The organism is Amycolatopsis sp. cmx-4-54, from assembly GCF_046548895.1.
Taxonomy (GTDB): domain Bacteria; phylum Actinomycetota; class Actinomycetes; order Mycobacteriales; family Pseudonocardiaceae; genus Amycolatopsis.
Genome location: NZ_JAEBEJ010000004.1, coordinates 63,293 through 88,166 on the forward strand (window position 1 = coordinate 63,293; position 24,874 = coordinate 88,166).

24 protein-coding genes and 3 tRNA genes are annotated in these 24,874 nt (G+C 68.2%); 15 read left to right on the forward strand and 12 right to left on the reverse strand.

Features of this window, described 5'->3' with window-relative positions; all coding sequences use genetic code 11:
• Positions 1-171 precede the first annotated feature (171 nt).
• Positions 172-2,949, forward strand: coding sequence for an EAL domain-containing protein (locus ACLJQ7_RS14095; RefSeq protein WP_410648659.1), 2,778 nt, complete (start codon positions 172-174; stop codon positions 2,947-2,949).
• Complete coding sequence (locus ACLJQ7_RS14100) at positions 2,946-3,245, forward strand: GNAT family N-acetyltransferase (RefSeq protein WP_410648660.1); 300 nt, start codon at positions 2,946-2,948, stop codon at positions 3,243-3,245. The genes ACLJQ7_RS14095 and ACLJQ7_RS14100 overlap by 4 nt, the downstream gene beginning before the upstream one ends.
• A gap of 4 nt (positions 3,246-3,249) precedes the next feature.
• Here the strand turns inward: ACLJQ7_RS14100 and ACLJQ7_RS14105 are convergent, their stop codons facing one another.
• Positions 3,250-4,071, reverse strand: coding sequence for an arylamine N-acetyltransferase family protein (locus ACLJQ7_RS14105; RefSeq protein ID WP_410648661.1), 822 nt, complete (start codon positions 4,069-4,071; stop codon positions 3,250-3,252).
• Between the two features lie 158 nt (positions 4,072-4,229).
• Here ACLJQ7_RS14105 and ACLJQ7_RS14110 point away from each other — a divergent pair, with 158 nt between their 5' ends.
• Positions 4,230-5,006, forward strand: coding sequence for a S1 family peptidase (locus tag ACLJQ7_RS14110; RefSeq protein WP_410648662.1), 777 nt, complete (start codon positions 4,230-4,232; stop codon positions 5,004-5,006).
• Between the two features lie 130 nt (positions 5,007-5,136).
• On the opposite strand, the gene ACLJQ7_RS14115 is transcribed toward ACLJQ7_RS14110, so the two are convergent.
• The 4 genes from ACLJQ7_RS14115 to ACLJQ7_RS14130 all read right to left on the reverse strand — a co-directional run bounded on the left by ACLJQ7_RS14115 (position 5,137) and on the right by ACLJQ7_RS14130 (position 5,908).
• A tRNA-Phe gene (locus tag ACLJQ7_RS14115) sits at positions 5,137-5,210 on the reverse strand.
• Positions 5,211-5,241: 31 nt separating this feature from the next.
• Positions 5,242-5,315, reverse strand: a tRNA-Asp gene (locus ACLJQ7_RS14120).
• Positions 5,316-5,343: 28 nt separating this feature from the next.
• Positions 5,344-5,416, reverse strand: a tRNA-Glu gene (locus tag ACLJQ7_RS14125).
• 234 nt (positions 5,417-5,650) lie between these two features.
• Positions 5,651-5,908: a hypothetical protein gene (locus ACLJQ7_RS14130; protein WP_410648663.1), complete on the reverse strand. Its 258-nt coding sequence runs from the start codon at positions 5,906-5,908 to the stop codon at positions 5,651-5,653.
• A gap of 515 nt (positions 5,909-6,423) precedes the next feature.
• Between ACLJQ7_RS14130 and ACLJQ7_RS14135 the strand changes: the two genes are divergently transcribed.
• Positions 6,424-6,843: a hypothetical protein gene (locus ACLJQ7_RS14135; RefSeq protein ID WP_410648664.1), complete on the forward strand. Its 420-nt coding sequence runs from the start codon at positions 6,424-6,426 to the stop codon at positions 6,841-6,843.
• Between the two features lie 118 nt (positions 6,844-6,961).
• Here ACLJQ7_RS14135 and ACLJQ7_RS14140 read toward each other — a convergent pair whose 3' ends face one another.
• Positions 6,962-7,165 carry a cold-shock protein gene (locus ACLJQ7_RS14140; protein ID WP_003097368.1) on the reverse strand — a complete coding sequence of 68 codons (204 nt, stop codon included), beginning with the start codon at positions 7,163-7,165 and terminating at the stop codon, positions 6,962-6,964.
• A gap of 421 nt (positions 7,166-7,586) precedes the next feature.
• On the opposite strand from ACLJQ7_RS14140, the gene ACLJQ7_RS14145 reads away from it, so the two are divergent.
• The 6 genes from ACLJQ7_RS14145 to ACLJQ7_RS14170 all read left to right on the forward strand — a co-directional run bounded on the left by ACLJQ7_RS14145 (position 7,587) and on the right by ACLJQ7_RS14170 (position 12,717).
• On the forward strand, positions 7,587-8,828 hold the full coding sequence (locus tag ACLJQ7_RS14145; RefSeq protein WP_410648665.1) for a L,D-transpeptidase: 1,242 nt from the start codon (positions 7,587-7,589) through the stop codon (positions 8,826-8,828).
• Positions 8,829-9,157: 329 nt separating this feature from the next.
• Complete coding sequence (locus ACLJQ7_RS14150) at positions 9,158-9,472, forward strand: hypothetical protein (protein WP_410648666.1); 315 nt, start codon at positions 9,158-9,160, stop codon at positions 9,470-9,472.
• Positions 9,473-10,030 carry a SigE family RNA polymerase sigma factor gene (locus ACLJQ7_RS14155; RefSeq protein WP_410648667.1) on the forward strand — a complete coding sequence of 186 codons (558 nt, stop codon included), beginning with the start codon at positions 9,473-9,475 and terminating at the stop codon, positions 10,028-10,030.
• Between the two features lie 4 nt (positions 10,031-10,034).
• Complete coding sequence (locus ACLJQ7_RS14160; RefSeq protein ID WP_410648668.1) at positions 10,035-10,493, forward strand: hypothetical protein; 459 nt, start codon at positions 10,035-10,037, stop codon at positions 10,491-10,493.
• 214 nt (positions 10,494-10,707) lie between these two features.
• On the forward strand, positions 10,708-12,123 hold the full coding sequence (locus tag ACLJQ7_RS14165; protein WP_410648669.1) for an MFS transporter: 1,416 nt from the start codon (positions 10,708-10,710) through the stop codon (positions 12,121-12,123).
• A 9-nt stretch (positions 12,124-12,132) separates the two neighbouring features.
• Positions 12,133-12,717 carry a PaaI family thioesterase gene (locus ACLJQ7_RS14170; RefSeq protein ID WP_020633063.1) on the forward strand — a complete coding sequence of 195 codons (585 nt, stop codon included), beginning with the start codon at positions 12,133-12,135 and terminating at the stop codon, positions 12,715-12,717.
• 66 nt (positions 12,718-12,783) lie between these two features.
• Here ACLJQ7_RS14170 and ACLJQ7_RS14175 read toward each other — a convergent pair whose 3' ends face one another.
• Positions 12,784-15,447 carry a tetratricopeptide repeat protein gene (locus ACLJQ7_RS14175; protein WP_410648670.1) on the reverse strand — a complete coding sequence of 888 codons (2,664 nt, stop codon included), beginning with the start codon at positions 15,445-15,447 and terminating at the stop codon, positions 12,784-12,786.
• Positions 15,448-15,581: 134 nt separating this feature from the next.
• Between ACLJQ7_RS14175 and ACLJQ7_RS14180 the strand changes: the two genes are divergently transcribed.
• The 5 genes from ACLJQ7_RS14180 to ACLJQ7_RS14200 all read left to right on the forward strand — a co-directional run bounded on the left by ACLJQ7_RS14180 (position 15,582) and on the right by ACLJQ7_RS14200 (position 19,412).
• Entirely contained in the window at positions 15,582-16,334 is a 753-nt protein-coding gene (locus tag ACLJQ7_RS14180) for an ESX secretion-associated protein EspG (RefSeq protein WP_410648671.1), read from the forward strand.
• A gap of 94 nt (positions 16,335-16,428) precedes the next feature.
• Positions 16,429-16,860, forward strand: coding sequence for a hypothetical protein (locus ACLJQ7_RS14185; protein ID WP_410648672.1), 432 nt, complete (start codon positions 16,429-16,431; stop codon positions 16,858-16,860).
• Positions 16,857-17,408 (forward strand): DUF3558 family protein, encoded by a 552-nt coding sequence (locus ACLJQ7_RS14190; protein ID WP_410648673.1) that lies wholly within the window; start codon positions 16,857-16,859, stop codon positions 17,406-17,408. The genes ACLJQ7_RS14185 and ACLJQ7_RS14190 overlap by 4 nt, the downstream gene beginning before the upstream one ends.
• Positions 17,408-17,917 (forward strand): hypothetical protein, encoded by a 510-nt coding sequence (locus ACLJQ7_RS14195; protein WP_410648674.1) that lies wholly within the window; start codon positions 17,408-17,410, stop codon positions 17,915-17,917. Before ACLJQ7_RS14190 ends, ACLJQ7_RS14195 begins: the two co-directional genes overlap by 1 nt.
• A gap of 19 nt (positions 17,918-17,936) precedes the next feature.
• The gene (locus tag ACLJQ7_RS14200) at positions 17,937-19,412 is read left to right on the forward strand and encodes a hypothetical protein (RefSeq protein WP_410648675.1); all 1,476 of its coding nucleotides are present in this window, start codon (positions 17,937-17,939) and stop codon (positions 19,410-19,412) included.
• Between the two features lie 43 nt (positions 19,413-19,455).
• Here the strand turns inward: ACLJQ7_RS14200 and ACLJQ7_RS14205 are convergent, their stop codons facing one another.
• From ACLJQ7_RS14205 to ACLJQ7_RS14225, 5 genes are all read right to left on the reverse strand, one after another.
• Positions 19,456-20,421 (reverse strand): glutamate ABC transporter substrate-binding protein, encoded by a 966-nt coding sequence (locus ACLJQ7_RS14205; protein ID WP_410648676.1) that lies wholly within the window; start codon positions 20,419-20,421, stop codon positions 19,456-19,458.
• Positions 20,421-21,815 carry a hypothetical protein gene (locus ACLJQ7_RS14210; protein ID WP_410648677.1) on the reverse strand — a complete coding sequence of 465 codons (1,395 nt, stop codon included), beginning with the start codon at positions 21,813-21,815 and terminating at the stop codon, positions 20,421-20,423. The genes ACLJQ7_RS14205 and ACLJQ7_RS14210 overlap by 1 nt, the downstream gene beginning before the upstream one ends.
• A gap of 145 nt (positions 21,816-21,960) precedes the next feature.
• Complete coding sequence (locus ACLJQ7_RS14215) at positions 21,961-23,211, reverse strand: GAF domain-containing protein (RefSeq protein WP_410648678.1); 1,251 nt, start codon at positions 23,209-23,211, stop codon at positions 21,961-21,963.
• 84 nt (positions 23,212-23,295) lie between these two features.
• A complete protein-coding gene (locus ACLJQ7_RS14220; protein WP_410648679.1) occupies positions 23,296-24,168 on the reverse strand; it encodes an ATP-NAD kinase in 873 nt (290 codons plus the stop codon).
• Positions 24,119-24,802 (reverse strand): DUF998 domain-containing protein, encoded by a 684-nt coding sequence (locus tag ACLJQ7_RS14225; RefSeq protein WP_410648680.1) that lies wholly within the window; start codon positions 24,800-24,802, stop codon positions 24,119-24,121. The genes ACLJQ7_RS14220 and ACLJQ7_RS14225 overlap by 50 nt, the downstream gene beginning before the upstream one ends.
• Positions 24,803-24,874 lie beyond the last annotated feature (72 nt).

The following is a 24,874-nucleotide window of genomic DNA, read 5'->3' on the forward strand; positions in this document are numbered from 1 at the left end:
CCAAAAATTATTCACCCGATGGAACACGCCAGCGTAGGCCAGTCACACAGCGTGTATTCGTCCGCTTCCGCTCCTGTCGGCGGTGACCCACCTCCGGTTCGCGTATACAGCGCCCCCCGCGGGTGGTGTAATCGACGGTGCCAGCACCGGAAGAGGGGGTTCGGACGGATCATGGAGGCTGACGCCCTCGCCGTGCCCGGAGCCGGGAATTCCGGTCCCCCGGCAGGCGCCCCGCTCGGAAACGGGCCGGTCGGCGATCTCGGCCTCGCGGGCGACCACGCCGCCATCTGGTCGTACGACTTCGAGCACGAGACCCTGTCCTGGCTGCCCGGACTGGAGAATCTGCTGGGTGGAAGCGTCCTCACCGAAGCCGAGATCGAGTCGAGGCTCGCCGATCTGGTGGCCCCGCTGACCTCCGGCACCCGCACTTCCCCGCCGTGGCGCGAGTTCGAACTCGAGCAGTCGTTCCGGAACCCGGTGGGCGAGGTCCGCTGGGTCCGGCTGCGTGCGCGCACCATCGGTGACGACAACGGCTCGACGGGTCTGCTCGGCATCGCCACCGACGTGACCGACATCCGCGAGAACCGGCAAGCCCTCGAAGATCTCACTGACCGTTACCGGCTTTTGGTGGAACTCAGCCCCGACGCGGTCTGTGTCCACGAAGCCGGCGTTGTCACGTACGTCAACCGAGCGGCCGTCACCGCGCTCGGTGCCTCTTCGACCGCCGAGCTGATCGGGCGGCCGATCATGGACTTCGTCGCCGACGAGTCGCTCCCGGCACTGCTGGACAGGATCGCGTCGCTCCACCGCCAGGGCGCGTCGACCGACCCCGCCGACACCGTCATGCTCCGGCTCGACGGCACGAAGTATTTGGTCCAGAGCATTTCCGTGCGCACGACCTGGGAAGGCAGGCCCGCGTTCCAGGTCATCATGCGTGACATCAGCGCGCAGAAGGCCGCCGAAGCGACCCTGCGCTACCAGGCCGCGCTGATCAGCCACGTCAGCGACGCGATCATCGCGACCAGCGGCACCGGCGTGGTGACCAGCTGGAACCCCGCCGCCGAGAACGTCTACGGCTGGACGGCGGGCGAGGCGATCGGCGGCACGGTCAGCGAGCTCGTCGGCGCCGAGCTGGACCCGGAAACGGTGCTGCGCAGGGGCGGCGTCATGCGGACGACCCACCGCCACCGCAACGGCTCGACGCTGGCCATCCGCATCTCGGCCGCGGAGATGAACGACGGGTTCGTCCTGGTCTGCGCCGACGAAACGGCCCGGCGGCGCGCCGAACAGCACTACAGCACGGTGGTCGCGTCCCTCGACGAAGGCGTGGTCGTGATCGGCCCCGGCGGCCTCATCGAATCGGCGAATCCCGCGGCGTGCCGGATCATCGGCGTCGGCCACGACGACCTCATCGGCGTCCCGTGCGTGACGCTGGAGCTGTACGACGAACAGGGCCGGATCCCGCCCGCCCGGATGCCGTCGGTGATCACCCGGCGCACCGGCGCCACGCTGACCGGTCTCGTGCTGCGGTTGCGCAGGCCCGCCGGCGATGACGTCTGGATCTCGCTGACCTCGCGGCTGCTGACCCCGGAAGACCCGTCGGCCCAGGCGGTGGTCGCCTCGTTCACCGACATCACCGAACGCCGTGCCATCGGCGAACGGCTCGCCCACGAGGCGACGCACGACCCGCTCACCGAACTCGCGAACCGGACACTGGTGCTGGACAGCCTCGCCGAGGCACTGTCCGGCGCGGGCCGCGCCGAGCTGACCACGCTGCTGTTCATCGATCTCGACAAATTCAAGGTGATCAACGATTCCCTCGGGCATTCGGTCGGGGACAAGGTGCTCCGCATCGCGGGCGAACGGCTGCGCCGGGGGATCGGCGAGAACGATCTCGTCGGCAGGCTCGGCGGCGACGAATTCGTCGTCGTGACCGCGGAAATCACCGAGCCGCACGAGATCAAGGCGCTGGCCGAGCATCTGCGCGAGGCGCTGACCGAACCGATCACCGTCAACGGCAGGCAGCTGCACATCGACGCCAGCATCGGCATCGTCACCGCGGCCAACGACGACACCCGCACCGCCGAAGACCTCCTGCGCGACGCGGATGTCGCGATGTACCAAGCGAAAACGCTCGGCCGGGCGCGCTACGAGTTCTTCGACGTCGAGCTGCGCGAGCGGATGCAGCGGCGGCTCCGCATGGAACAGGACCTGCGCGACGCGCTGCAGAACGAGGAACTCTGGACGGCGTACCAGCCGGTCGTGGACATCGAATCCGGCGAGATGGTCGCCGTGGAAGCGTTGCTGCGCTGGAAACATCCCGCGCACGGCACGATCTCGCCCGCCGAGTTCATCCCGCTGGCCGAGGAAAGCGACCTGATCAACCTGATCGGCAAGTACGTCCTGCGCACCACGACCCGCGAGATCGCCAGACGGCGCGAGCAACTCGGCATCGATCTCAACCTCAAGGTGAACCTCTCGGCCCGGCAGCTGGACGACCCGCATCTGGTCGCCGGGGTGCAGGACGCGCTGAAGACGACCGGGCTCCCACCGCACGCGCTGACCCTGGAGGTCACCGAGAGCGCGCTGATGCGGGACCAGGCCGCGGCCGCCGAAGTCCTGACATCGTTGCGCGATCTCGGTGTCTCACTGGCGATCGACGACTTCGGCACCGGCTACTCGTCGCTCGCCCAGCTGCAACGGCTCCCCTTGGACACGCTCAAGATCGACCGCACCTTCGTCACCGGCATCGCGGAATCGCGTGACGCGGCGGCGATCGTCAAGAGCATCATCGCGATGGCGCACGCCGTCGACCTGATCGTCGTCGCCGAAGGTGTCGAAGACGAACAGCAGCTCATGATCCTGAGTGAGCTGCGCTGTGACCAGGCGCAGGGCTTCCATCTCGGTCGCCCCGCGCCGCCGGACGAACTTTTCGGAGCCGTGGGATGAGTGTCGAGATCAAAGCCGGAGAAGACCGCTACGACATCGTCGTGGACGGGAAGACCGCCGGGTTCCTGGAAACCCGCACCCGCCCGGACGCGATCCTGTTCCTGCACACCGAGATCTCGGACGACTTCGCGGGACAGGGCCTGGCGGGCAAGCTCGTGACCGCGGCGCTCGACGACGTCCGGTCGCGGGGCGGGTCCGTCCTGCCCTACTGCCCGTACGTGCGCTCGTTCATCGCGAAGCACCGTGAGTACGAGGACCTCGTCCCCGAGGACAAGCGCGCCGAATTCGAACTCTGAGCCCTCAGCCCGGATAGATCGTCAGCAGTTTCGCGAGCTCGTCCTCGGTGAGGACGACGTCCAGCTCGCGCAGTGTCGCGTCGAGCCGTTCGGGTGGGATCGTGGTGGTCTCCTTGGTCCCGTCCGGGCGTTCGACGATGAACTCCTCGCCGACCAGTTTGCGGCTGAGTCCTTCCTCCAGCCGCATGACCACCAGCTGCCCGGTGAACGGCGACCGCGGATGCGTCGAGGTGTAGTGGTGGTAGACCTCGTAGTCGATCCGGTGCATCGGCGTGAGCGTGAAGGCGTGCAGGTCGGTCCAGTCGCCGCCCTCCTGTTTCTGCAGGCGCCACCAATCGCCGTCGGCGACGAGCCGATGCGGCCAGCCGGCCTGATCCACCACCGCGCCGTCGACCAGCGGCATCGGCACCAGCATCCCGGCACCGAATCCGACGTCGACCAGATGCTGGACGCCGTCCGCCTCGGCCACGAGCGTCATATGCGTGTACGGCCCGTTCTTCTGCGGCTGCACCCGCGCGACCAGGCGGCGTACGGGGGAGCCGAGTTGCTCGGCGGCCGCCGCGAAAAGGCTTCCGTGCTCGTAGCAGTAGCCGCCACGATGGCGGTGGACGAGTTTGCCGATCACGTCTTCGAGCGCGATTCCCTTGTGCTGCCCCAAAACGACATCGACGTTCTCGAAAGGGACGGCCAGGATGTGCGCCTTCGCCAGCTCACGCAGCGCGACGGCGGAGGGCTTCGCGCGGTCTTGGCGGATCCGGCCGAGGTACGCGTCGAGGTCGAGGGTGTCGACGGTCCATTCGTCTACCTGCTCGGGTGCGAGTGTCATGCTGCGAGATTGACACCTCCACCTAACTCGAAGTCAAGGCCGCCCAACTGGTAACTGGCAACGGCCACCGACTTTCGTCACTTCCACGGACGAGTGACGGTTGGCCACCCTTCCGGAGTGAGCCGGTGAAACACACCGGTCTGGAAGGAGAAAGCCAGATGAGGACTCGTTCCCTCGTCGCCGGTCTGCTGACCGGCGCGGCCGCCGTGCTCGGGTTGGCGATGCCGGCTTCCGCCGCCGAACCCTCGGGTGTGCAGCCGCTGATCGTGGGTGGTGTGGACGCGACCGAAACCTACAGCTTCATGGCGTCCATGCAGACCAAGAGCGGTGAACACAACTGCGGCGCGTCCCTGATCTCTCCGGAGTGGCTGGTGACCGCCGCGCACTGCGTCGAGGGTGAGCAGCCCGCCAACTGGCAGTACCGCCTCAACACCACCGACCACACCAAGGGCGGCGAGGTCGCCGAGGTGGACAAGTTCGTGGTCCACGAGAAGTACGACGGCTCGGGCCCGTACGACATCGCCCTGGTGCGTCTGAGCAAGCCTGCCGAGGCGGCACCGATCGAGATCGGCCGGTCTCCGGCGGCGGGTACCGACGTGCGGGAGATCGGCTGGGGGCTGACCTGTCCCACGCGCGGCTGCGGTTCCGCCCCGGTGGTGCTCCAGCAGCTCGACACCAAGATCGCCGAGGACAGCGGGTGCTCCGGCTCCGGACCCTACGACGCGCAGACCGAGCTGTGCATGGACAACCAGGGCGGCAAGGCGAGCGCCTGCTACGGCGACTCGGGCGGCCCCGCCGTGGTGAAGTCGGGTGACAAGTGGACGCTGGTCGGCGCCACCAGCCGCGGTCAGACCGCGAGCTGCCCGGAGATGCCGGGCATCTACACCGACGTGACCGCGTTCTCCGACTGGGTCGAGCAGCAGACCGGTAAGTAGCCGCCGAGTCCGCCACCGCGCGGTGGCGCCCGATGCTCCTGCGACATCGGACGCCACCGCGCGTTGCCGTGCACCTTCCCCAGACATGAAAAAACCGCCTCGAAGAGCATCGAGGCGGTTCGTTGAGCGGTGGCCAGGGCCGGGGTCGAACCGGCGACCTTCCGCTTTTCAGGCGGACGCTCGTACCAACTGAGCTACCTGGCCGGGAACGCCGGCAAGGAGCCGAACGATCTTGCGACCCTGACGGGACTCGAACCCGCGACCTTCGCCGTGACAGGGCGACGCGCTAACCAACTGCGCCACAGGGCCTTGCATACTGCTTTCTAACTGTACTGCGTACTCCCAACGGGATTCGAACCCGCGTTGCCGCCTTGAAAGGGCGGAGTCCTAGGCCGCTGGACGATGGGAGCCCGGTTCGGTTTCGGCGAACCGACCGACCCGCGCTCTCCGGTGTCCCCGGGAGCGAACATAACTATAGGACACCCCGGTTTCCGCTTCCGCACAGGGGGTCCCTTAGTTGTTCACAGGGCTGGGACCTGCGAGAACGCGGCGAGTTCAGGATATCAGGCCCGAGCCGCCGCCCGGACGTGAAACGGGGCCCGGTCGCGCGGCACACCCCGCGCGACCGGGCCCCGTGAACGAACTCAGCGCTGAACGGGCGCCTGCCCGTCCTCGTCCAGCGTCAACCCCAGCATGTCCAGCAGCTGGACACAGTCATCGACACCCAACGCCCCGTTGGCCACCGCCAGCCGGGCACGGCGCACCTGGTCGTCGGACACGCGCTGCGCGTCCCCCTGACCCGTGCGCTGCGCCGGCAGACCACCGGCCAACGTCGTCGCGCTTCCCCCATCGGCACCTTCGTACCGAAGGAGGAACTGTCGAACTTCCACAGACCCACCCATGGTTCCTCCAGACGGCCAACGAACAGCTTGGCCGCGAGGCTAGCCAGAGCCGGCCGCGACACACAGCCCCCCGGAGAGTGAACCTGTCGCCACGCTCCGCACAACGCAGAGCGATCACGCATACGAACGCGCCACATGAACCACAGGCGAACCACAGGTGGCGTCCTGCCCGGAATTCTGACCGCGTCCACTCGCCCTTCTCAGCAAACCGTGCAACAATCGATTTGCTGACACACCCCCGGTCAGCGCCTGTGGAGATCCCCTCCGACCCCCGCGTTTCTCCCCCTGGCGCGGGGGTCGCTCCGTTTTCTGGGGGCCACCCCCAGACCCCAGGTTCCTTGCGGCGGCGGTTGGCGGCCCCGGGATCGGGAACCTTGATCGAATTCTTTCCGGTCGCGGTTTGTGATCACGGGAAAAGGTTTTCCTGTCGGGGTTGGGCCATTCGAGACAAAAGAATCGGTGTGTCGTGGCTCACTGTGGTTGGTTTGCCGAGACCGAACCGTTATCGTGGCCCGGTGCCCCTTCCTTCCTTGAGCCGTCGTAGCGGCAGCCGCACGAACCTGAAGCCGGTCAACCCCGGTCGTCACCGCAACTCCGCCTCCAAGGAGGCCGAAGCGGTCGTCGAAGACACGGAGCTCACCAGCTACCTTCGTGCCCTCGCCCCTGAGAACGACCCGGAGAGCACCGGCACCGGCAAGCGCTTCGGCGAAGCGCAGGTGTTCCAGCTGCGCATGAACCTCATCGCCTGCGAACAGCTCAAGGACGCCGCCGCCGAGCGCAACCTGTCGCCGCAGGCGCTGGCGCAGGAATGGATCCTCGAGCGCCTCTCGTGGGAGTCGCAGGCCAACTCGGCCCAGCAGCGCCGCCACGAGGAAGCCCACACCGACGAATTCCGCTTCGACGCCGACGCGTGGGAGCAGCCCGTCCCCCGCTGAACCCCCGTCACCCGGAACGGAACAGCACAACAGAAGAAGCCTTCAAGGCAAGAGAAAAGCCCCCGGCGGCCGCCGGGGGCTTTTCTGAATCAGTCTGAGCAACGCCTGAAGGGCGGACTCAGATCGCGCGGACCTTCTGGGCCTGCGGGCCCTTCTGGCCCTGACCGACCTCGAACTCCACTCGCTGGTTCTCCTCGAGTGTGCGGAAACCGCGACCCTCGATCTCCGAGTAGTGAACGAAGACGTCGCCCTCGCCGCCATCCTGCGCGATGAAGCCGAAGCCCTTCTCCGCGTTGAACCACTTCACAGTGCCTTGCGCCACCGCTTTACTCCTCGTTGCACATCCGCTTCGAGTGCCTCCGAAGCGACACCCAGACCGTCCCGGGCGGTTCCAACGAGTCGAGCGAAGAGCGCGTCACCGGCTCATGGCTCGCGTCAGAAGTTCCGCGAGTGTGAAGCCACGAACACGCAAAACGACGGCCTGATGGCAGCGTACCGGGATCTGGCCATATTTGAAGCCCGTGATCGGACTCCGGGCACCCCCAAGTCCCAAGGTCACCGGAACGTCGTACGCCGATCCGGCTTCTGTCGGACCCCCTCACTACCCTTCCGCCGCACGCCGACCTCAGGTCATCGCCGGACACGGACCGAAGTCGGTCATGCCCCGATCGTGAACTATGATCCACCCGATTGTGACTCGCATCACTCTCTGTGGGATCAACTTAAGGGGCGGCCCGGACGTCATGGTCGGTGTACAGGGGAGCAAAGGGGAAGCTTTGAGGTTCACGGAAACCGCGCGCCGCCGGGCGGCGTTCGCGGCACTGGGGTTGGTGGCCGTTCTGACGCTGGGGGCGTGCAGCAGCGAGCCGACCGTCTCGGCCAGCGGGCCGGACGGCGGCGGACCGGTCAGCAGCGACACCGGCGGGAAGGCGCCCGCGCCCGCCAAACTGACGTACGAGCCCTCGGCGGGTGCGCAGGACGTCGCGCCGGGGCAGCCGATCAAGGTCAGCGTCGCCGACGGCACGCTCGACCAGGTCGTGCTGACCAATCCGGACGGCAAACAGGTCGCGGGCCAGCCGTCCGAGGACAAGAAGAGCTGGTCCACCACCGAACAGCTGGGCTACGGCAAGGCGTACACGTGGTCCGGCAAGGCCACCGGCACCGACGGCAAACCCGTCGAGATCGGCGGGAACTTCACCACCGTCAAGCCGCGCAAGCAGGTGGGCGCGAACATCAACGTCTTCGACGGGCAGACGTACGGCGTCGCCATGCCGATCACGCTGACGTTCCCGGGCAAGGTCACCGACAAGGCGTCGGTCGAGAAGGCGCTGTCGGTCGAGACCACGCCGAAGACCGAGGGGTCCTGGGCCTGGGTCCACGACGACACCTCGGTGCACTGGCGGCCGAAGGCCTACTGGCAGCCCGGCACCACGGTGAAGTTCAACGCCAAGATCTACGGCGTCAAGATCGGCGAAGGCGTGTACGGCAAGGAAGACCGCTCGGCGAGCTTCACGATCGGCCGCTCGCAGATCGTCAAGGGCAACACCCAGACCCACCGGCTCGTGGTGATCCGTGAGGGGCAGCAGATCGCGGACTACCCGGCCAGCTACGGCCTCGACGCCGACCAGGGCCGCGTCACGCCGACCGGCACGCACGTGGTGATGTCCAAGCACGACACGTACTCGATGACCAATGAGCGCTACAACTACGAGAACATCGTCGTCCCGTCCGCGGTGCGGTTCTCGACCAACGGCGAGTTCATCCACGGCTACGCGCCCTCGATCTGGGCGCAGGGCAAGAAGAACATCTCGCACGGCTGCGTGAACCTGGCGCCCGCGAACGCCAAGGCGTACATGGATGGCGCCCTGGTCGGCGACCCCGTCGAGATCGAGGGCAGCACGGTGAAGATCAACCGGGCGCGCGACTACAGCGACTGGACCTACTCCTGGGACGAGTGGAGCAAGCTGTCCGCTCTCGCGAGCTGAAGTACTTCCATGGAACCGGGCGGCCGGGAGACCCACAAGTCTCCCGGCCGTTCGTGTCTATTGCCGTGCGCTGACTGGAACCTTTCGAGGGGCGCGACACCGCGATCAGGCTCACGTCTCCGCGAAGGGCGCCCCGCAAAAGGTTCCAGTGGGCCTTCGGCCCGAATAGAGGGCGCACGGGTGAAGTCTCCGTCGGGCGCGGGGCGCCCTTGGGGAGACGTCTTGCGAGACTTTCGAAAAATCACTGCAACCAAAGGGTGGGCGGGACGCATGTCTAACGACGTAAGGCGCCGCGGCCAATGAGCGGCGCCCGGATCGAGGAGACACTCTTGCGTACTCGTATCGCTCTTTCCCTCGGCGCGCTGCTGCTGGCGGGCGGTGCCGCCTTCGCGACCACGTCGCTGGCTTCCGCCGATCAGAGCGCCCCGTCACCGACCACCGAGGCGCCCCAGGCGCCGACCAAGGCGCCCACCGCGGCACCGGGCGAACCGACCCGCGCCACCTCCACCTCGCCGGCGCCGGCCCCGGCGAAGACCAGCGCCGCCGTCGTGAAGCCGGGTGAGCACCGCGTGCCCAAGGCCGTGCCCGCCGGGCCGACCGGGGATCTGCGCCTCCCCGCCATCGTCGAAGGAGCCGGTAACTAGGTGTCGTCGAGCCGCTCGTCGAAGACCGGGACGGGCTCGCCGTGGGACGGCGAGTTCGCCCGGTACTTCGACGAGCGCGCGCACAACCTGCGTGCCACCGCCTATCTCCTGTGCGGCGACTGGCACCAGGCCGAGGACATCACCCAGGCCGCGCTGCTGAAGCTGTACCTGGCTTGGCCGAGGCTCTCCCGGCACGACGCGCTCGACGGCTACGCGCGCAAGATCGTGCTGCGGACCTTCCTCTCCGAGCATCGGCGGGTGTGGCGCAAACGGGAGAAACTCACCGACGCCCTTCCCGACGTTCCGAGCGAGGCGGGCGGTACGGAACACGAGATGCTGGTCAGGCACGCCCTGTCCGGTATCGCCCCGAAGCAGCGGGCCGTACTGGTGTTGCGCTACTTCGAAGATCTCGGTGTCGAGGAGACGGCCGCGGCGCTGGGCTGCAGCACCGGGAACGTGAAGAGCCAGGCCGCGCGGGGTCTGGCGACCCTGCGTAAGCGGCTCGGACCGCATTTCAGCGAACTGGCCTTGAGCGGAGCGCACGACGATGGGAGGTGAGGAGATGGACGAGGACATCAAAGGCGTGCTTTCGCACGGGGCGAGCGGTCCCCCGCTGGGTATCCGGGCGGCGGACATCATCGAGCGGGGTGGCCGGATCCGCCGACGACGCAAACGGCTGGCGGTGGCGGGGAGTTCGCTGGCGACGGTCGCGGTGATCGTGTTCGGCGCGATCGCCGTCGGCGGCCGTGGCGGCGACGGTTCCGTGCCGGTTCAGCCCGCGGGGCCGGGCCTGTCGACCATCGCCCCGGCACCGGTGTCGCCGGCGCCTTCCGAGCCGACTCCTCGCCCGGCGGTCTCTCCAGGGAAGCCGCCGCCGGCCGCGACGGCTCCGAAGACCGAGCAGACGCGTTCGACACCCAGGTCCGTCCAGCCCGGACGCACCACGACGGCCGGTCCTCCTCACGCTCCGTCGCCGACGAAGGAGTCGAGCGCGCCACCGACGGCGATCACGACCCACTGATCCGCCCGTCCGGAACATCCGATTCCCGAAGTGTGACCCAAAGTAATCGGTAATTCTCCGACATCGGGTTCACCTGGTGCTTCGTCACCGATTCGGGGGAACGACGCTCGCGTGACCACTCCAAAGCGCTGAATCAGGACGTTTGAATGCCTACGGTCGAGGGAACAAACCCTCGACGATGGGTAAGTAACGGGTGGGTCGGGAGGTCAAACCCATGGCCGAAGAGGCGCTGAGCGCGTCACATCAGGAAAAAGGGGAACCGGCGGAGGCCCCACCTGAGCAGATCAGAAAGGCCGTCGCCGGCGCGGCGATGGGTAACTGCATCGAGTGGTACGACTTCGGCGTATTCGGCTTCATGCCCGCCATCCTGGGGCAGGTCTTCTTCAACGCTTCGAGCACTTCCGAAGGCGCGCTGGCGACCTTCGCGGTCTTGGCGATCACCTTCATCGTGCGGCCGTTCGGCAGCTTCGTGTTCGGCCCGCTGGGGGACAAGATCGGGCGCCAGAAGGTGCTAGCGCTGACGATCATCCTGATGTCCGGGTCGACGTTCATCATCGGCCTGTTGCCGTCCTACGCGACGATCGGCCCGGCCGCGGCTGTCCTGCTGATCCTGTTGCGCACCATCCAAGGTTTTTCGGCGGGCGGTGAGTACGGCGGCGCGGCGACGTTCATCGCGGAGTACGCGCCCGCCCGGCGCCGGGGGTTCTGGGGCAGCTGGCTGGAGTTCGGCACGCTCGTCGGGTTCGCGATGGGCGCCGGCTTCGTCACGATCTTCACCGTCGTCCTCGGCGACGAGGCCATGCGCGAATGGGGCTGGCGCCTGCCGTTCCTGATCGCGGGCCCGCTCGGCATCGTCGGTCTCTACCTGCGGAACAAGCTGGAGGACACTCCGCTGTTCCAGGAGATCGAGAAGAAGAACCAGGTCGAGAAGTCGCCGCTGAAGGCGCTGCTCAAGAAGCACTGGTCGTCGATCCTGCACCTGATCGGCATCGTGGTGATGCTGAACGTCGCCGACTACATCGTGATCACCTACCTGGAGACGTATCTCAAGGACGTGGTCGGCTTCAGCGGGCACGCGCCGTTGCTGATCATCCTGGCGACCATCGCGCTGATGCTGATCTTGATCGTGCCGGTCGGCATCCTGTCCGACAAGATCGGGCGAAAACCCATCCTGATCGCGAGTTGTGCGAGCTTCCTGGTGTTGCCGATCCCGGCGTTCTCGTTGATGGGCGCGGCCGCGGACGACCAGAACGCCTGGCAGCTCATGCTCGGCCTGGTGATGATCGCGATACCGCTGGTGCTGATCCTCGCCGTGCTGGCGGCGACGCTGCCCGCGATGTTCCCGACCCAGGAGCGCTACGGCGGTTTCTCCATCGGATACAGCGTTTCCACCGCCGCGTTCGGCGGCACGGCGTCGTACGTCATCGGCAGCCTGGTGAAGTCCACCGGCGACAATCTGTGGCCCGCGTACTACCTGATGGGCGCGGCGGCGATCGCGGCCATCCCGATCCTGCTGCTGCCGGAGACGGCCGGGGTGTCGCTGCGTCGCATCGTGAGTTCGCGGATCATCCGGCGCCGGAAGCCGGAAACGGTCACTCCCGGCGATCCCTCCGAGCTACCGGCGAGTTAACGTCTTGCCATGAGCCGTATCTCGCAGCCGTGGCCGCCGGTCGAAGTCGAACCGGCGACCGTTCACCCGAAAGCCCCGCAGCCGGGCAGTCACCTCGGCATCCACTTCGGTGAGTGTTTCGGGTGCGGCGACGAGATCGAGGCCGGGCTCCACCTGCATTCGACGGTGGGCGAAGGGACGACGGTGTACTCCAAGTTCACCGTCACCTCCGCCCACCAGGGTGCGCCCGGCCTCGCCCACGGCGGCCTCCTCGCCTGCGCCTTCGACGAGGCGCTCGGTGCGACCGTCGGCAACCTGCTGCGCCGCCCCGCGGTCACCGGGAAGCTGGAGACGGACTTCCTCCGGCCGGTCCCGGTCGGCTCGACCCTGTACATCGCCACGAAACTGGACGGCGTCGCCGGCCGGAAGATCTACGTGAGCGCCGACGGACGGCTCGACGCCGAAGACGGCCCTGTCGCGGTGCGCGCGCGGGCACTGTTCGTGCGGGTCGAGTTCGAGCACTTCAGCACCCACGGGGATCCCGAGGCGCTGCAGAAGCTCGCCGCCGCGCACGAGAAGGCCAAGCGCGAACGCGAGTGGGACATCAACCCCTGAGCATTTCGTCCTCTGAATGCGGTGGTTCGTAGGCCGAACTACCGCATTCAGAGGACGAAATGCGTGCTAGGTGAGGGTCCTCGGCCTTATCGCGTTCGCCTTGTCGACGAGTTCGACCCGCTGGTCGACCGAACCGGCCAGCCGGGCAAGCGTCCGGTAGCAGCGCTCGAGCCCGAACCGCAGACCTCGTTCGTCCAGGTCGCAGCCGAGCACCTTCGCTCCCGGCGTCGGCCGGTTCTGCGAGTTGAGCCAGCCGTACGCCGCTTCGAGGACCTCCGCCGACAAACGCGTGCGGCGTTCGGCGTCGAGCTGCAGGCGCTCCAGCCTGGTCGAGGCGTCGACGAGATCCCGCTCGGACACCATCACCGGGTCCTTGCCGCCGCCGTTGATCCTGGTCTTGATCTTGATCGCGGCCACCTGCGCGGCGACATAGTGCGTCGAAGACGCGGGGACGGCCTCGAGCACCTCGATCGCACTCGCCCTGGCGCCCTGCGCGAGGTACACGCGAGCGAGGCCGAAGGCGGCACTGACGTACGACCGGTCCGTTCGCCACACCAGCTCGTAGTAGCGCGCGGCGCCGAAGTAGTCCCCGACACCCTCCGCGCTGACGGCCAAGGCCAGCTTCGGCGCGATCTCGCCGGGCAGATCGTCGTACACCGCTTCGAACGCGACGTGCGCGACACGGGACCGGCCGCCCGCGAGCTCGATCAGCCCGCGGTACCAGTCGATCCGCCAGTCGTGCGGGAAACCGGCCTTGATCGCGAGGTACTGCGCGGCCTGCAGCTGCCGCTGTGCCTCGACCAGCTCACCAAGCTCGATCCGGGCGCGGACGATGCGCAGCCGGACCTCGATCGACTCGCGCGGCGCGCCGGCCAGCGAGTCGATCGCGCCCTTGGGATCGAGCGCGACCGTCGACGCGAGCACACCCGCCGCCGGGTCGTCCGTGTCGACCTGCGGGATCGGCAGACCCGAGACGACCTCGCCGGGATCCGGCAGCGGCACACTCCCGCCGTGCTCCGGGACGACCATGTCGACGCCGAACGTGCGGGTCTCCGGGCCGAACACGGTCGAAGCGCCAGGGCGCGGCTTACCCGTGCCCAGCGCCATGATCTCGCGGAGCACCCCGGTCAGCTGGTCGGCCATCTCCTCGGCCGCGATGAACCGGCGATCCGGGTCGGTATGCGTCGCGCGCTTCAGGAACCGGTAGTACGAACCGAAGAGCGCGAACAACGGGACGACGTCCGGTCCGGGCAGGGTCGTCTTGTACTTGGTGGTGTAGCCGGAGAATTCGAAGCTGAGGACGGCGAGCGTGCGGCCGACCGTGTACAGGTCCGACGCCACCGAAGCGCCGTGCGTCGCCAGCTCGGGCGCGCTGTAGCCGGTGGTGAAGAACAGCGGGCTCTCGTAGTCGTCGATGCGGCGGACCGCGCCGAGGTCGATCAGCTTGAGCTGTTCGTGCGTCTGGATGACGTTGTCGGGTTTGAGGTCGCAGTACAGCAGGTTTTGGCCGTGCAAATAGCCCATGGCGGGCAGGATCTCGAGCCCGTAGGCGATCACCTGGCCGATCGGCAGCGGCTCCGGGCGCTTCGTCTCGCGGTGGTGCGCGAGCGCGAGCTGCCGCAGCGACTGGCCACCGACGTACTCCATGACGATGTAGCCGACCGAGTTGCCGGTGTCGCCGTCCGGGTGCTGCACGAAGTTGTGGATCTTGACGATGTTGGGGTGTTCGACCTCGGCGAGGAACCGCTGCTCGTTGGCGGCGGCCGCCATCGCGGTGGCGTCGCCGGTGTCGATCAGGCCCTTGAGGACCACCCAGCGGTCGCTGACGTTGTGGTCCTGCGCGAGATAGATCCAGCCGAGGCCGCCGTACGCGAGCGCGCCGAGGACCTCGTACTGACCGCCGACGATCTCGTTCGGCCGCAGCTTCGGGACGAAGGAGAACGGGTTCCCGCACTTCTCGCAGTTGCCCTCGGGCGAGCCGGGTTTGCCGTCCTTGCCGCGGCCGACCTTGGCGCTGCAACTACCGCAGAAGCGCTTCTCCTCCGACACCATCGGGTTGTCGAGGACCGCGGACGCCGGGTCGCGGTACGGCACCTGCGGGACGTCGACGAGCCCGGCGCCGAGACGGCCACGACGCGACGTGCGCGACGACGTCCGGCGCGCGGTGCCGGGGAACGAGCCGGTTCCGGTGCCGGTGCCCGTGCCACGGCTGCCCGATCCGGTCCCGGTGCCTGTTCCGCGGCTTTCGCTGGAGCGTTCGGGGAGGACGCTTTCCGTCCCCGGATCCGGCAGCGGCCCGGGCCCGTGGTCGACGCGCGGCGTCGGCGGCATGATGCTCTGCGTCTCCGGTGCCGGCGAGGCGAGCACGCTGGTCGGCTGCGGCGCGTCGGCGGGCGCCTGCCGGTCAGGGCGGGCGATCTGGTTCTTCGGGCTCACCGGGGCCATGTCGCCCGGCGGGCGAGTCGGATCCTCGGCGCCCGGGATCGGCCGCTGCTGGCCGCGCGGCGGAGTCTGCGGACGCTGGACGGGCGCGTGGAAGACCGTGCGCTCGGCGTCCTTCTCCGGCCTGGGCCGCGGTGGCTCGGAGAAATCGAGTCTGCCGGAAATGGACGGTTCGGGCGTTTCCCAGCGGACCGGCGCCGGCGGCGTCCAGGAGGCGGACTCCGCCTCACGGTCCGGCGTGGCGTCGTCCGGCGCTGCGTGCCGAGGACGGCGCGGCTCTTCCGACACTGGTACCTCCCGAAATCCCCGCGACAGCGTCCCTCTGATCCTAGACGTGAGCAGGCAGGTCGTGTCCGCGCCGGGTCGAACCCGCTACGGTGCGGTGGAGAACCGATTCAGCAGGTGATGAGGGGGAGGGACCGGTGCCTGCGTCATTTTCGATGTCGATGGCCCAGCTCGACGTCGTACTCGAAGAACTCGGGCTCGGCAGATTCGTGCTGCCCTTCGAGATCCCGACGGCCGGAACCACCGTCTCCGAACGCGAGCGGCACTGCGAAGAGATCTGGACCGAGCTGGCCGAGCGGGGCTTCGCCCGCGGCGGTGAACTCCTGCGCGACTATGACCAGACCCTCCGGCTCTGGGCCACCGGCGACTTCGTTCTCACCATGGAGGCGCACGAGGTCGAGCAGGACGCCGAATACCTCTATCGAGGGGCGTGGAACAGTCGCCTGGGTGTCGTGAGCCAGCAACGCGGATTCGACATCCTCTTCGAGCCGGTCTACCCCGAACAGGTCGTCGCGACCGTTCTCGGTTATCTGCCGTCACTGCAGCCTTTCCCCGGACGGGTGACGACGTCCAGCACACTCCCCCCGTCCAAACGACCGGACGACCCGTTCGACGAGGATCCGAACAACCTCCGCCTGGGCGCCGCCGGCCGGTTCTTCGAACACCCCCTCGCGCGACTGGGCACGGTCAGCGTCACCCTGCGCGACGACCGGGGCAAACCGCAGCAGAAAAGCGTCCAGTGGTTCGACAGCGTCCAGGGCCGCTTCATGCTCGCCACCGACCGCTTCCCCGACGGCGAAGTCCGCCGCACGTTCACCCCGACGAGTGGCTCCCACCTGGCACGATGGGTCCACGACCTGGTCGAAGCCGCCCGCGTCGGCAGCGCGTGATCCTCGCTGGAAGACGGGCCCCGAGGCCGTTTCCGCTGATATCGTGATCTGACGAGCGCTATGAGTAACCGGGACTTGGTACAGGGGAGAGACCATGACTGAAGGTGGCGGCGGGCCGCCGGGCAACTTCTCGGACATTCTGGGCGACTTCTCGGCGCAGGCCGACCGGATGGTGACGGCTGCGAAGGAGGGGCGGTTCGCGGTCAGCGAGGAAGCCGGGGAAGCCCTGAAGACCGCCATCGATGACTACATCGACGACTGGTCGAACAACCAACGACACTTCAACCGACTTGCCGAGAAACCCAAACTCGGCACTGGCCCGTTCGCCCAGCAGGTTGGCCATCACGCCTCGCTGGTAGCAGACGGTGACGAACTGTCGGCCAAGAAGCAACTAGACGCTCTACAGAGTGTGCTCAACCGTGCCAAGGAAGCCATCGATCTGGCCAAGGCCCGATACCACCAACGAGATTCGGACAACGCGGACCAGCTTAAGATCCCTGCGACAGGACTGACAGATCACCGATGACCACCAAAGCAAGGTTCCGGTTCCTCGCCATACTAATTCCCGCTCTTGCTTTCACTATTACCGCTTGTTCATCAGAAAAGCCGGGCAACGCCACCCCGGCCACAAGCCCAATTACCTCTCCCTCGTCTTCGCATGGAAATGGGTCCGAGAATGTATTCGGCGACCTGAAGGCCTGCGACCTGCTCGAGCCGACCACGACATCAAAAGGCTTCGATCCACCAGTTGTGGAGACAGCCGAGAGCGACAACGGCTGCGCCGCTCAGAAACGTCGATACGCATCCGTGAGCATTTATCTCGTTCCCGAGGCGGGCATCGACCAACTGTCACCTGGCCAAGGAACCAAGATCCCGACCAAGGTCGGTGGCCGTGAGGCCGTCGAAATTCCAGGCGACTCTGGCACCGAAGCTTGCACCGTCGCGATCGCCGTCACTCCCAATGCCCGGATGACGGCATCGACGTCCCTCAACGAGGGCACGAACGAAGAAGCCTGTGCCCTCGCCAGAGAACTGGCCGTCGCCGCTGAGCCCAAACTTCCCAGGGTGGGCTGATGATCCTTCGCTCGCGCCCCGGTTATCTGGTCGCCCCGAGCGCGGTACTCGCGGTCGTGGCCAGTGCTTGTTCATCCGAGCGTCGGGGTAGTGCCGTGCCTCAGGCCGCGGCAAACAAGTCCAGCACTCAGCCGATCGATGTGTTCAGGAACCTCAAGGCCTGTGACGTGCTGGAGCCGACGACGACGGCCAAAGCATTCGACCCTCCTGCCGAGGAGATCTACGAGAGCGACAACGGGTGCGGCACGCGGAAGTATGGATTCGGCTCTGTGACCCTGTACCTCGTCCCTGAGGCAGGGATCGATCAACTGTCCCCCGGCCAAGGAACCAAGGTTCCAACGAAGGTCGGCGAGCGTGAGGCAGTCGAGATCCCGGGCGATGCGGGTAAGCAAGCCTGCACAGTGGCGATCGCCGTCACCGGTTTGAACAAGGGAACCAACGAGGAGGCCTGCGCACTCTCCAGAGAGATCGCCACGGCCGCTGAACCGAAACTGCCTAGACGCAACTGACTACGGAGCGGGAGGGACCATGGTCAACGTCGGCCAAGACGACTTCGACAGCAATTTCTCGGCGATGGGCAACACCGGCCGGACGTACGAGGCCAAGCGGTACTCCGACACGTACGACGAAGTCAACGCCGGTCCCGGCGGCAACTCCCTCACCGCGAAGCTGACGGCTGAGGCGAAGGCGGGGCAGTACTCGGCCGACCAGGCTGCGGCGCTGACACAAGGTCAGCAGTTCCGCGCCGGCCTCAATCCCTCGGACCAGCGCTATGAAGCGGTCCCGCACGGTGACCTGAAGAACATGGTCACGCAGGATCTCGACCCGCGGGACATCGACGAGAAGGGCGAGCTCTGGAACAACCAGGGCAACTCCCTGAACACCTTCAGCAACGCCGTCCGCGAGGCGATCGGCAAAGAGGGCGAGCACTGGCAGGGCGACGGCGCCAAGTCGGTCACCGATTTCTTCTCCAACATCAGCAAGTGGGCCGACACCGCGGGTGACGGCGCGTATCTCGCGTCCAACCGGTTCTCCCAGTCCGCCGCGGCGGCCACCACCGCGAAGAACTCCATGCCCGAAGAGGTCCCGTTCGACCGCAACGCCGAGTACAAGAACGCCCTCAACCAGCTCGCCACAGGCAACTTGGCGGGCGCGGTGGACACGGTCGGCAACATTTCCGCCAAGCAGGAGCAGTCGTTCCAGGCGCACCAGCAGGCCGCGCAGGTGATGCACACCTACGACCAGTCGCTTTTCGACGTCAACTCCAAGCAGCCCACGTTCGCGCCACCGCCGGAAATGGGCGAGTCGACGACGGCGTCCGGGTTCTCCGGGGGTACGGAAGCCAGGGGCTTCAGCGGCGGGCCGGGGCCCAACAGCGGGCCTGGGCCGGGGATGCCCGCGACGGGTGGTCCGAACGCGCCGGCGCCTGGGATCACCACGGGTGGCGGCCACCCGGGGGTGCCGTCGCCGGGTCAGCCGGTCGGTGGACAGCCGGGGCCGTTCCGGCCTGGGCCGACGCCGGGGTTGGCGGCGCTGAACACGCCCGGTCCCAGCGGTCTCGGCCGGTTGGGCAGCGAGCAGTATCGCGGCAAGCCCGGCCGGACGACGAGTGGGCCGGGCGGCAGCGCGGCGAGCCGGTTGACCAGTGGCGGAGGCGGCGGGTTCGGGCGCAACGGCGGCTCGGGCAACGTCGCCGAGCGGCTCGCGGGCGGCAAGGTTTCGGCCGGTGAGGCCGAAAAGCTCGCGGGTAAGGGCGGCGGCTCCGGGGCCGGCAAGCTGCCGGAGGAGCGGGTCACCCGGGGTGGCGCGGCCGCCGCGGGCAAGAGCGGCGGTCCGGGCGCGATGGGTGCCGGTGGCGCTCCGGGCGGCAGGGGGCAAAAAGAAGAGGACAAGGAAAAGAAGGCCCCGAACTACCTGCAGGAGGAGGACGCCGACGTCTTGTTCGGCGGCTATGAAGGCGAAACGAAGCCGGTGCCGCCGGTGATCGGCGAGAAGTCCCCCTGAGCGGAAGCGGGCCGTTCGGGAGCGAATCCCGAACGGCCCGTTCTCACTTGTACTGGGCCGGAGGCGGCGTACCGCCCTCGAGTTTGTTCCCGATCCATTTCGCGTAGCTCTCCTGCCACGCGCCGCCGCGCACGTTCTCCAGTACGGCGTTCACGAACCGCACCATGTCCTCGTTCTCCTTCGGGACACCGATGCCGTAGTTCTCCTCGGTGAACCTGCTTCCCACGATCTTCAGCGTCGGGTCCTGCGCGAGCATCCCGGCGAGGATGACGTCGTCCGTCGACACGGCCTCGACCTGCTTCTGCTGCAGCATCACCAGGCAGTCCGACCAGTTGTCCACCGAGACCGGCACCGCCTTCGCCGGATCCGCCGCGATCTTCGTCAGCGAGGTCGACGTCTTGGTCGCGCACACCCGCCGCCCGCCGAGGTCCGACAGGTTCGCGACCTTCGAGGCGGATTCGACCAGGATCCGTTGCCCCGCTTGGTAATACGCGGTCGAGAAATTGACCTTCTTCAGCCTGCTGCAGGTGATGCTGTAGGTCCGCACCACGATGTCGACCTGCTTCTTCTCGAGCACTTCTTCCCGCAGTTTCGACGGGATCGCCCGGAACTGCACGCGGCCTTCCGCGCTGCCGAAGATCGCCTTCGCGATCTCGTTGACCATGTCGATGTCGAAACCTTCGAGCTGGCCCGACGTCGGATTGCGGAAACCGAACAGGAACGTCGTCTGGTCGACCCCCGCGACGAGCTTGCCGTTCTCCTTGATCCTCGCCATCGTCGAACCGCTGGTGATCGACGTGCCGCTGGTCGGCCGCAGGCTGGCCAGCGGGTTGCAGCTCGTGTCGGTCGTTCCGCCACCGCCGGCGTTGTCGGCGCCGCCGACGTTCGCGGGCATCGGCGGCGCGACCTCGCCGACGGGAGCCGGGTCGACCGGCGCCCCCGCGCTGCCGCAAGCCGTCGCCAGCACCAAGACCGCGCCGAGAACGGCCGTTCGCAGACCTTTCCGCATCACCGGTACTCCCTCAGCCGTTCACGGATTCCCAACGCGGCCCCTGCCGCCGCGATCAGTGCCAGTACCGCGATGCCCGGCGCGAGCAGGGTCAGCGCCCGTTCGGCGCCGCGGGTGTCGTCGAGGAATTCCTGTCGTCCCACGTTGATCGCGGCCACCAGGTTCTCGTCGAGCCGCAGGAACGCCACGGCGGCGCCCTCTGGCTTGTCGTCACGGATGGCGGTGTCGACGGCGTCCTGGTAGGAGCCGTCGTCGTCCTGCCGCCGCACCTGACCGTGCGCCTTGAACCAGGCCGACGCCGCTTGGATGGCCGCGTCCACCTTGTCCGCGGCCGCACCGCCCGCGGCGAGACCGCGGGCCTCGCCCAGCAGGCCACCTTGGCCGTCCGTCCCGCCGAGTTGCCCGGTGAGTTCGATGAAGTCCTTTTCGTACGCCGCGCCGTCGCCCCTGGCGACGAGGGTCAGCGTTTCGTCGGCTCGTGCCTGCAGCGCCGCGATCCGGGCGCGGACGAGGACGTCCACCTGGTGGGAGCCGTCTTCCTCACCGCTGCCGACGAGGCTGCTCTGCACGATCAGCGCGACCGCGCCCCACAGCAGGGCCACCACCACCGACACCGTCGCGACGACCAGCCCGACGTTCAGCAGCCGGTTGGTCTTCCGCGTCAGATGCACCTGCGTGACGATCAGCGCGGCGAGCAGGGCGAGCGCCAAAGCCGTTGCCAGCCAAGGGAATCCGGTCGCGTCGTCCTGTTCGGCGGCGAGCCGTTCGGTGTCGATGCGGTACAGGTCCTGGGCGGCAGGAAGGATTTTCGCCCGCATCAGCTCGGACGCTTCCCGCAGATACGAGGCACCGACGGGAAAACCCTGCCGGTTGTAGGTGCGCGCGGTCTCGATCAGTCCTGTGTAGACGGGGATCTCACGGCCGAGGGTGTTGATCCGCTCCGCCGCTTCGTCGACGCCGGAGGAGTCCGATGCCGCCTTCGCCAGCGCCGCCCCGGCCTCCGCGATGTCGCGTTCGTACCGCTGGCGCATCGGGAGTGGCTCGGTGCCGATCGAGAGGAACGAACTGGCCGCGGTCGCGTCGGCGTCCGAAAGCGCGCGGTAGACCTGTTGCGCGGCGGCGGCGAGCGGTTCGCGGTGGTCGATCAGGCCGTTGATGGTGTCCTTCTTGTCCTGCGCGGCCAGCGTGCCGAACAGGCCCGCGACCAGCGACAGCAGGACGAGCCCGATCGCGATCACCGACAGCCTGCCCGGCGTGGTCGCCGCGGACCGGACCACCGCGCGGACGCCGTTGCCCGGCAGTTCGAGCAGCCCGGCGATCCCTCCGCGACCCCCCGGCGCAGGGGGCGGCTCGGGGCTCCCCGGCGGCCCCGGCCGGGTCACTGTGCTCGTCATCGCCGATCCTCCCCATTGGCTCTACCCGCAAAGAAGGTATCCGAGTCGGGATCGGCGCAGCCAGTGACACCGGTGTGTGTCATCGGCACGTGATCTCCCGGCCGGGTGAACGGCCTTTTTCAGGCCGTACCGCACGATCGCGCACTCAGGCACGGACGGCGGGCGCGACCGAATGCGGGAGCACCTCGCCCTCGGACGGCCGTTCGACGACGACCTCGACGTCGTCGTCGAACCGGTACGGCCTGGCCAGCAGGAATCCGCCGAAATGCCGCCTCATCCTGGACATCTCCGCGCGGACGGTGACGGTGCGGCCGGCGTCGCCGAAGAGGTCGCGCGACAGTTCCGACGCCGACCTGCCTTCGCGATGCCGCGCGAGGACGTACAGCATCTCCGCGTGCCGCGGGCTCAGCCGATGCGACCAGGTTCCCGCCGCGCCCGAGACGCGCAGGGTGCTTTCCCTCGACGACCTCAGATCGAGTACGACCCGCGTCGGCGGCGCGTCCTCCTCATCGGCGAGCCGGACGAGCCAGCCTCCAGGCAACGGCTCCAGCAGGCATTCGCCGTAGGCGGGCAACCAGGTGCGGCCGGGGGCGGCGTCGTTCGGCAACGCGATCCGGCCGACCGGGACGAGTCCGGCCGAGGCGGCGATCCAGCCGTGCGGGTCGGCGATGACCGCCCGGCCCTTCACCTTGGCGAGCAGCGGCGTGGCCAGACCGCGCAGCCGTTCGAGATCCGAGAGGTGGGTGGTGCGCAGATGTGCTTCGGCGAGCTTCGCGACCGTGTCGACCAGGGCGAGGGTCGTCGGATGCACGGTGGAGGCCGGTCCGGAGAGGTCGACGACGCCGAGCAGCCTGCCGTCCCTGGGATCGTGCAGCGGCGCGGCGGCGCAGGTCCAGTCGTGCTGGTTGCTGACGTAGTGCTCGGCCGAGTAGACCTGGACCGGATGCCTGGCGACCAGCGCCGTCCCGATGGCGTTGGTGCCCGCGGCGCGCTCGTGCCAGCCGACCCCTTCGACGAACCCGAGCCCGTCGGCGCGGCGGCGGACCGCGGTGCTGCCGTCACGCCAGAGGACACGGCCGTCGGCGTCGACGACGGCCATGATGTGCGCGGCCTGCTCGGCGAGGCTGATCAGGCCGCCGCGCAGAACGGGGAGGACGGCCGCGAGGCCGCTCCGGCGGCGGCGGGCTTCCAGCTGGTCCGGCGTCAGCGCGGACGAGGGCGAGCCGCGGTCCGGGTCCAGGCCGAGACGCCGCATACGCTGCCAGGACGCGCCGATGACCGCTCGCGGAAGGCTCGGGAGGGTGGTCCCGGCGAGCGCCGCCTCACGCGCTTCGGCGAGGGCGCGCGCGTGCCGCCGCGGGTCCGCGCCGACCGGCAGCGCCGCCTCCAGCTGCACCTGGCCTACTCCTTTTTTGCTCTGTTCAGGCCAGTGTGCCCGGGTGTCCCGGGGAGCGAAAGGTCTGTGTGACCTGGGCGCGGTCTACCCGGGGAAGGGGGCGTCCGCGAGCCGGGGCGCGGGAAGGACCTCCGCCGGTTTCCGGCCAAGCAGCAGACCGGTCCTGGTGGCCTCGGCCATCACAGCGCGGACGTCGACGCACCACGGGCCGTCGGGCTTCAACTCCACGAAAGCGCTCTCTCCCGGCTTGAGCACGAAATGCGGTTGGCCGTCGAGCGCGATGGAGCCGCCGGCGGCGGCGAGGTCCACGCGGACGCCCGCGTACAGCACGCTCCAGCCCCGGACGCCCACCGCCCGGACCTCGCCGGGCGCGATCGGCGCCTGCACGACGTACGGCGTCTCGTCGACCGGCCCGAGCGAGACCGCGACACCGTCCACAGTGGACTTTGGACTGGGGCACAGCCGTCCGGGGATGCTCGACAGCCCGACCCCGTCCGGAACGGCGAAGGTGCAGTACAGCTCGGTCAATGACGCGGGATCCCACCGGCTCTCCGAACACACGCTGACGTCGTTCAACGCGATCTCGCGCCGGGCCTTCGTGACGACCTCGAGCACGGTCGCGCGGTTCGTGACCAGGTCCGTGTCCACCTGATGGGTGGCCACCAGCCCGGCGGCGAGGCCGGCGACGGTGGACTCGTCCGCGCCTCCGGCGGGCAGCATCAGCAGCGGCACATCACCGCAGGCGGCGGCCGCCGCGCGCATCATGGTCTCGTTGCCGAGGCAGATGAGCACGCTGGCCCCCGCGTCCACCATCCGGCGGACGGTGCCGATGATCTTCCCCGCGTCGGTCCACACCATCACGCGGCCGACGCCGGCCACTCTCAGTGCCGAACGCAGGCTCTGGATGTCACGCTCCGAAGCGGGGTTCGCCACGATCCCCGCAACCGCTTCGCCCACATGTCCTCCGCTGCCGCGCCAAGTCCCTACAAGGAAACGACGTCCGGGCCACGAAAGAAAGAGTTGCACGAGGTTGCATCGCAAACCCACCGCGGCGGGTGAGGGTGACCAGCAGCGCGAGTTCGAGGATCAGCAGGATCCGTTCGGCCAATCCGCTCACCGCGCGGGCGTCGACCAGGAACGTCGCGACGAAGACCACCAGGGCGGCCAACGCGGCGTAGGACAACCGCCGGGCCCCGCCGAGGAGCAGTCCTGCCAGCGGCAACGCGGCGAAAGCGACGAGCGCGGCATGCCGGTGGATCGCGCCGTGCCAGGTCAGCGGCTGGTCCATCGGCTCCTGCGGGAACACCGCGAGCAGGCACAGCGCAACGCCGGACAAGGCGACGAGCCTGGCCGCCCACACCGCGCCGGACAGACGGACGCCGCCCGCGATGGTCAGCGCGCCGAAGCCGACGGCCAGCATGGCGACCCCGACGAGCCGCGTGCCCTGGCCGACGTGGACGTACTCGCTGAAGGTGGTGGCGAGCGGATCGACCGCGCCGGCGTTGACGATCTCGACGTAGACCGCGATGACCAGTCCCACGGCCAGCCACGCGAACGCGGACAGCCTGATCAGCCCTCTGATGTCGTTCATGAACCGAGCCTGACCGCCGGGCACCGTCCGGCACATCCCGCCCGGGCGAGCAGTCCGCGTCACCTCGTGGGG

Bases quoted from the DNA above. Each gene is read 5' to 3' on its own strand.
- ACLJQ7_RS14165 (WP_410648669.1), top strand. From the start codon at position 10,708: ATGGCCGAAGAGGCGCTGAGCGCGTCACATCAGGAAAAAGGGGAACCG.
- ACLJQ7_RS14185 (WP_410648672.1), top strand. From the start codon at position 16,429: ATGACTGAAGGTGGCGGCGGGCCGCCGGGCAACTTCTCGGACATTCTG.
- ACLJQ7_RS14095 (WP_410648659.1), top strand. From the start codon at position 172: ATGGAGGCTGACGCCCTCGCCGTGCCCGGAGCCGGGAATTCCGGTCCC.
- ACLJQ7_RS14190 (WP_410648673.1), top strand. From the start codon at position 16,857: ATGACCACCAAAGCAAGGTTCCGGTTCCTCGCCATACTAATTCCCGCT.
- ACLJQ7_RS14170 (WP_020633063.1), top strand. From the start codon at position 12,133: ATGAGCCGTATCTCGCAGCCGTGGCCGCCGGTCGAAGTCGAACCGGCG.
- ACLJQ7_RS14205 (WP_410648676.1), bottom strand. From the start codon at position 20,421: ATGCGGAAAGGTCTGCGAACGGCCGTTCTCGGCGCGGTCTTGGTGCTG.
- ACLJQ7_RS14210 (WP_410648677.1), bottom strand. From the start codon at position 21,815: ATGACGAGCACAGTGACCCGGCCGGGGCCGCCGGGGAGCCCCGAGCCG.
- ACLJQ7_RS14145 (WP_410648665.1), top strand. From the start codon at position 7,587: ATGGTCGGTGTACAGGGGAGCAAAGGGGAAGCTTTGAGGTTCACGGAA.
- ACLJQ7_RS14105 (WP_410648661.1), bottom strand. From the start codon at position 4,071: ATGACACTCGCACCCGAGCAGGTAGACGAATGGACCGTCGACACCCTC.
- ACLJQ7_RS14130 (WP_410648663.1), bottom strand. From the start codon at position 5,908: ATGGGTGGGTCTGTGGAAGTTCGACAGTTCCTCCTTCGGTACGAAGGT.
- ACLJQ7_RS14160 (WP_410648668.1), top strand. From the start codon at position 10,035: ATGGACGAGGACATCAAAGGCGTGCTTTCGCACGGGGCGAGCGGTCCC.
- ACLJQ7_RS14225 (WP_410648680.1), bottom strand. From the start codon at position 24,802: ATGAACGACATCAGAGGGCTGATCAGGCTGTCCGCGTTCGCGTGGCTG.
- ACLJQ7_RS14195 (WP_410648674.1), top strand. From the start codon at position 17,408: ATGATCCTTCGCTCGCGCCCCGGTTATCTGGTCGCCCCGAGCGCGGTA.
- ACLJQ7_RS14100 (WP_410648660.1), top strand. From the start codon at position 2,946: ATGAGTGTCGAGATCAAAGCCGGAGAAGACCGCTACGACATCGTCGTG.
- ACLJQ7_RS14200 (WP_410648675.1), top strand. From the start codon at position 17,937: ATGGTCAACGTCGGCCAAGACGACTTCGACAGCAATTTCTCGGCGATG.
- ACLJQ7_RS14110 (WP_410648662.1), top strand. From the start codon at position 4,230: ATGAGGACTCGTTCCCTCGTCGCCGGTCTGCTGACCGGCGCGGCCGCC.